Genomic DNA, 7,725 nt, shown 5'->3' on the forward strand with positions numbered 1-7,725 from the left:
TAACCCTCCAGGGGATATTAATCTTACACCCGCTTCAGGTACTCGCCCGTGCGGGTATCCACCTGAATAACGTCGCCCTCCTCGACAAAAAGCGGCACCTGTACCACCAGCCCGGTTTCGAGCTTTGCCGGCTTCGACCCGCCGGTGGCCGTATCCCCTCTAATGCCCGGCGTTGTCTCCACCACCTGGAGCTCCACCGTGTTGGGAAGCTCTACACCGAGCACCTTCCCTTGATAGTCGAGCACGAATAACTCCATGTTTTCTTTCAAGTAGTTGACTGCATCGCCGAGTTCAGCCTTTCCGAGAGCGAGCTGCTCGAAGTTTTCCATGTCCATAAAGTAATAGCTGCTCCCGTCGTTATAGAGGTACTGCGAGGGCCGCCGCTCTAAGTGCGCCCGCGGCACCTTTTCTCCCGCGTTGAAGGTTCGCTCGATCACCGCCCCCGTACGCAGGTTCCGGAGCTTCGAGCGGACAAAAGGTGAACCCTTCCCGGGTTTCACGTGCAGGAATTCGATCACCTGGTAGATGTCGCCGTTGAGTTCAATCGTCAGACCCGTGCGAAAATCGTTGGTGGAAATCAAATTCTCCCCTCCTGGAAAATCTTTTACCTTATTACTAATAACTCCTCCTTCGGAGTTGCCGTCAACACCTCGGCGCCCTCGGAGGTCACCACCACCACATCCTCGATGCGGACGCCGCCCTGCCCCGGCAGGTAAACGCCGGGTTCGACCGTTACCACCATCCCCGGCGCCAAGAGTGTTTCCACGCCCTCAGCGAGGCGCGGCTCCTCGTGGATCGCCAAGCCCAGGCCGTGGCCAGTGCTGTGGGTGAAGAACTCGCCGTAACCGTACGTCGTCAGCACCGACCGCGCCACCCGGTCAATCTCTCCGGCGGGAACACCGGGTCTGATAGTAGCGATGGCCGCCTGCTGCGCGGTCAGAACCGCACGGTAGACTTCCCGCTGCCAGGAAGAAGCCACCTTTACCGCCACGGTCCGGGTGAAATCCGAGTGGTAGCCGCCAACGACCGCCCCGCAATCGATGACCACCAGTTCCCCGGAGGCAATCTCCTTTTCCGAAGCCACCCCGTGCGGCAGCGCCGCGCGCCACCCCGAAGCAACTATAAACTCAAAGGCCGCCCGCGCCGCGCCGGCCCGCCGCAGCGCAAACTCGAGCTCCAGCGCCCAGTCGCGTTCCCGCACCCCGGGCCGTAGCGCCGCCAGGCACCGGGTGAACAGCTCATCCACAAGACGGACCGCTTCCCGAACCAGCGCTATCTCCGCCGGCTCTTTCACCATCCGGAGCTCCTCCACCAGCCCCGCAAGCGGCACCAGCTCTACGCCCGCAAGCGCCCCAGTCAGCTTCGCCCACCGGTCATAAGTGACGTTTGTCGCCTCCAGCCCCAGACGCCGCAGGCCGCTTTCTTGAACCAGCGCCGCCACTCCGTCCGGCCACGGCCGCTTCGCTTCCGCCACCGCAAAATCGGGGCACTCGCGCTTGGCCTGTTCCACGTAGCGGCCGTCGGTGAGGATAACCTCTTTTTCCGTGTCGACCAGCAGAATCCCGGCAGAGCCACTAAACCCGCTCAAATAAAAAAGATTTTCGCGGCTGGTGACTAAAATCCCTTGCACGCCAGCCGCCGCGAATTTTTCGCGCAACCGCGCCAGACGCCCCGTAACAAAGCCCGCCGCCAGAAAATCAAGCCTCCTTTTTAATCAGGGCAACCGCCGCCCGCAAACCTAAAAGGTAGCTTTCGGCCCCGAAGCCGCTGATCTGCCCGGCGGCAACCGGTGCAATCACCGAGTGGTGGCGGAACTCCTCCCGCCGGTAAATGTTTGAAAGATGCACCTCCACCGTCGGCACCCCCACGGCCGCAATCGCGTCCCGCAAAGCGATGCTGTAGTGCGTCAGCGCTCCCGGGTTGATTACCACCGCACTCGCATCCGTCTGCTGCAGTTTGTCAATCAACTCTCCTTCGTGGTTCGACTGGAAAGTTTCCACCGCCACCTGGAGCTCCGCCCCGAGCGCCTTAAGCCGCGCGTCAATCGCCGCAAGCGTCACGCGCCCGTAGACCTCCGGCTCCCGTCGCCCAAGCAGATTCAAATTCGGCCCGTGCAGAACCAGCACCTTCGTCACTTCTTCAACCTCCATCCCGCCCCACTTAATAAAAACGCGGCGCAGAGCGAACCATTTACTTCCCGCTTACGCGCAGTGCCGCCACGCGGAAGGTCGGCGCGCCCCGGCCGCCGAAAAAGCGGAGGTCCGACCCGACCCCATCCACCTGTCTTAACAGCTCCAGCATGTTGCCGGCGATAACCAGCCCGCGCACCGGGTAGGCGAACGCGCCGTCCTTAATCCACATTCCCGCCGCTCCGACCGAAAAATCACCCGATATCGGGTTCGCAGTGTGCATCCCCATCACTTCCATCACGTAAAGCCCCTCCGGGATGCCGGCAATCAGTTCTTCGGGGGAGGAAGTGCCCGGCTCCAAGTAAAAATTCGTCGTGCCCACCGCCGGCATAGAGCGGAAGGAGCCCCGGACCGCGTTCCCCGTCGAGGCGCGCCCTTCCTTGGCCGCCGTATAGCTGTCGTAAAGATAGCCCTGAAGAACACCTTCCTTCACCAGCACCGTACGCCGGGTTGGAACCCCCTCGCCGTCGCAAGGCGCCGTCCGCAGGCCGCCAGGATAGGTCCCGTCGTCAACCAGATTTACCCCGGTCGCCGCCACCTGTTGCCCCACTTTACCCGCAAAAAGGGAACGCCCGCGCTGCACCGCCTCTGCCGTCAGCGCCGGGCCTAAAAGACCAATAATATCCACCGCTACGTAAGGGTCGAAAACCACCGGCACGCTACAGGTTGCGGCGCCCTTAGCCCCTAAAAGCCGCACCGCGCGCGCCGCAGCCTCCCGCCCCAGCCCTTCGGGGTTGAGCTCTCCGAAGCGCCTCCCGAACCAGAGGGCGTAGCCGGTCTCACTCTGTCCGTCCTGCTCCGCCGCCAGGCTGATATAGAGCCCGCAGGCGGCGCTCCGGTAAGCGGCCGCGACACCGCGGGAATTGACGATGGCAACCGTGCCGCTTCCCTCCTGATAGGTCGAGCTCTCAATCACCTTCACCCGCCCGTCAAAAGCCAGCGCCGCCTCTTCCATCCGCCGGGCGAGCCCAATCTTTTCCTCGAGCGTCGCCCCGTCGATGGCCGCATCGTACAGATCCTGCTCCGGGTAAGGCCCACCTGGTTCCGGCAGGCGCTGGTACGCGTCCGCGCCGGTGTAAAGCGCCGCCGCTAACGCCCGCTCCACCACGTCCACTACCGCCCCCCGCGAAAGTTCGGTGCCGAAAGCGAAACCAACCTGATCCCCCCGGAGCACCCGGACCCCGATCCCTTTCTCCTCGGCCTGCTTCAGCGTCTCGATCTGCCCGTGGCGCACCTCAACGGTGAGCTCCCGCCCCGCGCTCACGTAAGCCTCCGCAGCGTCGGCACCCCGCCGCATCGCCGCCGTCACTACCGCCGCTGTAACCTCTAGAAGCTCTTCCGGCAACACCATCGCCTCCGTACCGCTTAAACGTTAAGTTTAAAAGGTCCATCCCTCAAGCTTTTATTTCCCGGTCCCGCCGATGATTAACTCCGGCACCAGGAGGGTGGGCTGCGCGTCACTCACCGGTACTCCCTGGCCGTCCTTGCCGCAGGTGCCCACGGTGAAGCCCAGGTCGCGCCCTACGAGGGCCACTTTTTTTAGCACCTCCGGGCCGTTACCGGTAAGCGTGGCGCCCCGGACCAATGGCCCTACGTCGCCATCCTCAATAAGGTAGCCCTCAGCCACCTCAAAGACAAAGTCCCCGTTGGTGGTGTTTACCTGACCGCCACCCATTTTCTTTACCAGAAAGCCCTTCTTTGCTTCCCGGATAATCGCCTCGGGCGGCGTCTTCCCGGGCTTAATGTAGGTGTTAGCCATCCGCGGAATGGGCTTATGCTGGTAGGATTCGCGCCGCCCGTGGCCATTAGACTCCCGTCCGTCCCGACCGCTAGTCCGCCGGTCGTAAAGATAATCCTTCAAGTAACCGTTTTCGATCAACACCACCGGTCGCGCCTTTACCCCTTCGTCATCGAACCGGTACGAACCGTATTTCCCGGGAAGGGTGGCATCATCAATCACCGTCACCGCCTCCCCGGCCACCAAATTCCCCTTCTTGCCGCCGTAAACCGAGAGCCCCTTTTGCACTAAATCGGCCTCTAACCCGTGGCCGCACGCCTCGTGGACCATCGTGCCCCCGGCCTCCCCCGCCAAAACCACAGTCATCCTGCCCGCCGGTGCCGGCGGCGCCTGAACCAGCGCCACCGCCCTCTGGGCCGCCACCTGGGCCACCTCCTCCGGCGACCGCTCCTTAAAGGTTGCTGCGAAGGGCGCCGTGCTCCCCACCGCCTCGAAACCCGTCTGGATCACGCCTCCCTCGGCCGCCACGACGTTGACCGTAAAGCGCAGGCGGTGCCGCTCCTCCTCAACAAAGACACCCTCGCTGTTCGCCACCGTGACCCGCTGCGCCACGTCGCCGTAACCGACCAGCACCTGCCGCACCGCCCCGCCAACCGCCCGCGCCGCTTTATCCGCCGCGGTTACTGCCGCCACCTTTTCCTCCAGCGCCACTTCCTCGTCCGTTGCAGGCGCGACTTCCGGCCGCAGCGCCCGCACCACCGCCTCCCGCCCGAGGCGCAGCGCCCGCGCTGCCGTTTCCGCCGCCTGGAGCAGCCCTTCGCGACTCAAGTCGTTCGTGTAGGCGTAGGCGGTGCTTTCTCCCGCGAGCACCCGTACGCCCGCACCGCAATCGCGCCCCAGCTGCACCCGCTCAACCCGGCTGTCTTCAAGGGTAATAAGCGTGCTCCGCCGCTCCTCGATAAAAAGATCGGCAAAACTACCGCCCCGGGCCAGAGCCCTATCCAGCACCTCTTCTATTACGTCCCGGTTCAACAAGTATCTTACCCCCTAAACATCTAAAACGCGGCCATACTAAATGTCACCCGCTACCCTCGGCCACCCTCACGTTAAACTGCTATCTTTTTACTCTATCTTTCCCCATTTTCCTTTCCCCCATTTTAACCCGCCGCCCCTAAAAGAATAATCCCCGGTAACGTGATGCCGGGCGTATACAAAAAAGCCGGCTTCCCGCCGGCCGGACCTGCTCTAAAACCGGCTCCCGCTCTAAACCCCGGGATAAGGCACCCGCGTTCCCGCCGCCTGGTACGGGTTGTCTCGTCCTAGTACCCACTTGGACACCGTCTCGAGGCGGAGCTTATTCTCGGGCGTCGGTGCAGCGTAGAGAACCAGCGTGAAGGTCGCCCGCACGCGCCCGTCCGCTGCCGCGGGCGAGGCCCCCGGGTTCTCGGCTAAAACCAGCGCCTTGATCTCTATCTGTCTCAGTTCGGACAGGCTCGCCAGGTTCTCCACCTTCCGGATAAAGTTAAGTACCCGCCGGTAATCCCCCTGTACCGCAAACTCGATGGGCAATTCAAAGTAGTGCTCCTGCTGCCCTACCACCCCGGGACGGACCAGGGTCACCGCCACGCCCTGCCGTGCCGCCTCCAGCCCGATATCCACCAGAACCGCACCGTCTCCCAGGTCGATATCGAACCGCGACGCTAAGGGCGCCAAACGCTCTGCCGCCGCGCGTAGCGCCTCCTTTTCCTGGCTGTAAGAGGCGGCGATGTTCCGCCCTTTTTCCAGGCGGGCCGTCGCTATCCGGAGCTGCTCCCGCACCTCCCTAAAAGCCGCAAGCTGAGGGCCGAGCAGAAACGTACCGAATAAGTACAAGACGATGATTGTTCCTAAGAGCACTAAGAGCACCTTTTCCCGCTGGCTGAGTTTTTCCCAGGTCAATCTACTTTCCTCCTAGAACCGCCTCGATAGTGAAGATGGTGGCATAATCCTGCCCCGCTGTGGTTACTTCCCGCAAAGTCACCTTTTGAAAGTAGGGCAACCGGCAAAGATTGTTGATGTAGACGCCGACCGAAGAAAAGGAGCGGGTCCCGCCCTCGATTACTAACCTGTTCGGCGCCGGCGGTACCGCCGGCCGAACAGGAGCCGCTGGTGGCGTACCTCCCGAGGCCTGGGGCTGCGCCGCAGCCGCTGGCGGCCCCCCGGCAGCCTGGGGCTCAGTTCTAGTGAGCTCAACCCGCGTAACCCACATATCAACCGGCAGCACCCGCTGCAGGTCGACCAGGAGCGGGTAGTACTCGCGCCGCTCCTTCAGGATGTCTTCCCAGACTAGGGCGCGGTTCTTCAGCGTCTGGCTTTGCCGCTGGAGAGTTTCCACCTGCCGGATTTGGGGTTCAAGCGCCGCTAACGCCTTTTGTTTTTGCTGCACCTGCAGTTGGCTGAAGAAAAGATAGAGGAGGAAAGCAACGTAGAGGAGGCAAAGCCCCCCGATACAAAAGATAAGCAGATTATATAGGGGTGACCGCCTGTATGCACCCGGCTCGGTAGCGACCAATTCCGGTGGCAGAAGGTTGACCCTGTACATCAACCCACCACCTCCCGCAACGCAAGCCCGATCGCCACCGCCAAGCTCGGATCGTAGCCCTCGCCCGGTTTTCCGGTTTGAACCCGCACGCCGGGAAGCCCCATATCTGTTGGCACCCCGAGTTCTTCGGTGAGAAAAGGCGCTATTCCTTTCAGCTTGGCGCCTCCCCCACAAAGGATGATCCGGTCGACCGGCGCTTCCCGGTTTTGGGACTGGTAATAACGTAGGCTGTACCTGATTTGCCGCACCAGATCGCCCATCCCCGCCCGAATGGCGAAATCGATCTGCACCTTTGCGGGCTCAGCCGTCGCGGCTACCTCTTCGAGCGCCACCAGGATTTCCCCTTCCTCTTCCTTCATCCGCTGCGCCACCGTAAAGTCTATGCCGTAAGTGTTAGCCAGGGTTTCGGTCACGGCGTCCCCGCCCACCATAATGTTCCGGATCAGCTCAATCCGCCCCTCCCGCATTACCACAAACTGCGTGGCCGTAGCCCCGATATTCATTACCGCCACGGTTCCGGAAGGCGGCATCTTGTGACTGCCGGCGAAAACCCGCCAGAGAGCGAAGGCCTGCAGATCAACCGCGACCAACCGCAACCCCGCCTCCTGGAAGAGATTGTAGTAATCGTGCACCGTCTTCAGCGGCGCCCCGACAAGCAGAACGTGGAGTTGGCGCGCCTCTTCCCCCGCGACTTCTCCCAGGACAACGTGGCGCAAAACCAACCCTTCCACAGGCACGGGAATGTGCCGCTCGGCCTCCCAGCGGATCGCTGCCTCCACCTCTTTCTCCGGCATCACCGGCAGGCGAATGTGGCGCATGATCACCTTGTTGCCGGCGATGGCCGTTACCACATCCTTAATTTGAGTCCCGGCGCTCTGCACCGCCTGCTTGAGGGCCAACGCTAATTGCTCCGAGCGGATGCCGTTCGTAAAAACGCCGGGTGGCGTGGGGAAACGCCCGATGGCGACCACCTCCGGCACCGCACCGACCAGTTTCACCTGTGCCACCCTGATCTCCCGTGTCCCGATATCCACCCCGGCAAGGCCCGCCCGCGGTAGCGTAAGCTGCCGGTACCAACGCTTCAACCTTCCCGTCTTCTCCACCCCTTCTCCTTATCAACACCAAAGCTATGACCCCTTTTTAAAGCAACCGCCTAACTCACCTGTTTCTGGTAATTCGGACGTAACGGACCGCGAAGCCCTTTCCTTTCGGTACCC

At 62.2% G+C, this 7,725-nt stretch carries 8 protein-coding genes; all 8 read right to left on the reverse strand.

What is annotated here, in order from left to right; translation table 11 throughout:
- Positions 1 to 23 precede the first annotated feature (23 nt).
- The 8 genes from efp to pilM all read right to left on the reverse strand — a co-directional run bounded on the left by efp (position 24) and on the right by pilM (position 7,593).
- Positions 24 to 581, reverse strand: a complete 558-nt coding sequence (gene efp, locus ACUVTA_RS07435; protein ID WP_445952320.1) for an elongation factor P — start codon at positions 579 to 581, stop codon at positions 24 to 26.
- Positions 582 to 604: 23 nt separating this feature from the next.
- Positions 605 to 1,657: a M24 family metallopeptidase gene (locus ACUVTA_RS07440; protein ID WP_445952321.1), complete on the reverse strand. Its 1,053-nt coding sequence runs from the start codon at positions 1,655 to 1,657 to the stop codon at positions 605 to 607.
- Positions 1,658 to 1,697: 40 nt separating this feature from the next.
- Positions 1,698 to 2,150 carry a type II 3-dehydroquinate dehydratase gene (gene aroQ, locus ACUVTA_RS07445; protein WP_445952322.1) on the reverse strand — a complete coding sequence of 151 codons (453 nt, stop codon included), beginning with the start codon at positions 2,148 to 2,150 and terminating at the stop codon, positions 1,698 to 1,700.
- 40 nt (positions 2,151 to 2,190) lie between these two features.
- A complete protein-coding gene (locus ACUVTA_RS07450; protein ID WP_445952323.1) occupies positions 2,191 to 3,540 on the reverse strand; it encodes a TldD/PmbA family protein in 1,350 nt (449 codons plus the stop codon).
- 51 nt (positions 3,541 to 3,591) lie between these two features.
- A complete protein-coding gene (locus tag ACUVTA_RS07455; RefSeq protein WP_445952324.1) occupies positions 3,592 to 4,959 on the reverse strand; it encodes a TldD/PmbA family protein in 1,368 nt (455 codons plus the stop codon).
- 231 nt (positions 4,960 to 5,190) lie between these two features.
- Positions 5,191 to 5,865: a type 4a pilus biogenesis protein PilO gene (locus ACUVTA_RS07460; protein ID WP_445952325.1), complete on the reverse strand. Its 675-nt coding sequence runs from the start codon at positions 5,863 to 5,865 to the stop codon at positions 5,191 to 5,193.
- A gap of 1 nt (position 5,866) precedes the next feature.
- Positions 5,867 to 6,508, reverse strand: a complete 642-nt coding sequence (locus tag ACUVTA_RS07465; protein WP_445952327.1) for a PilN domain-containing protein — start codon at positions 6,506 to 6,508, stop codon at positions 5,867 to 5,869.
- A complete protein-coding gene (gene pilM, locus ACUVTA_RS07470; RefSeq protein ID WP_445952326.1) occupies positions 6,508 to 7,593 on the reverse strand; it encodes a type IV pilus assembly protein PilM in 1,086 nt (361 codons plus the stop codon). Before pilM ends, ACUVTA_RS07465 begins: the two co-directional genes overlap by 1 nt.
- Between the last annotated feature and the right edge of the window lie 132 nt (positions 7,594 to 7,725).

Source organism: Thermodesulfitimonas sp. (assembly GCF_052743955.1).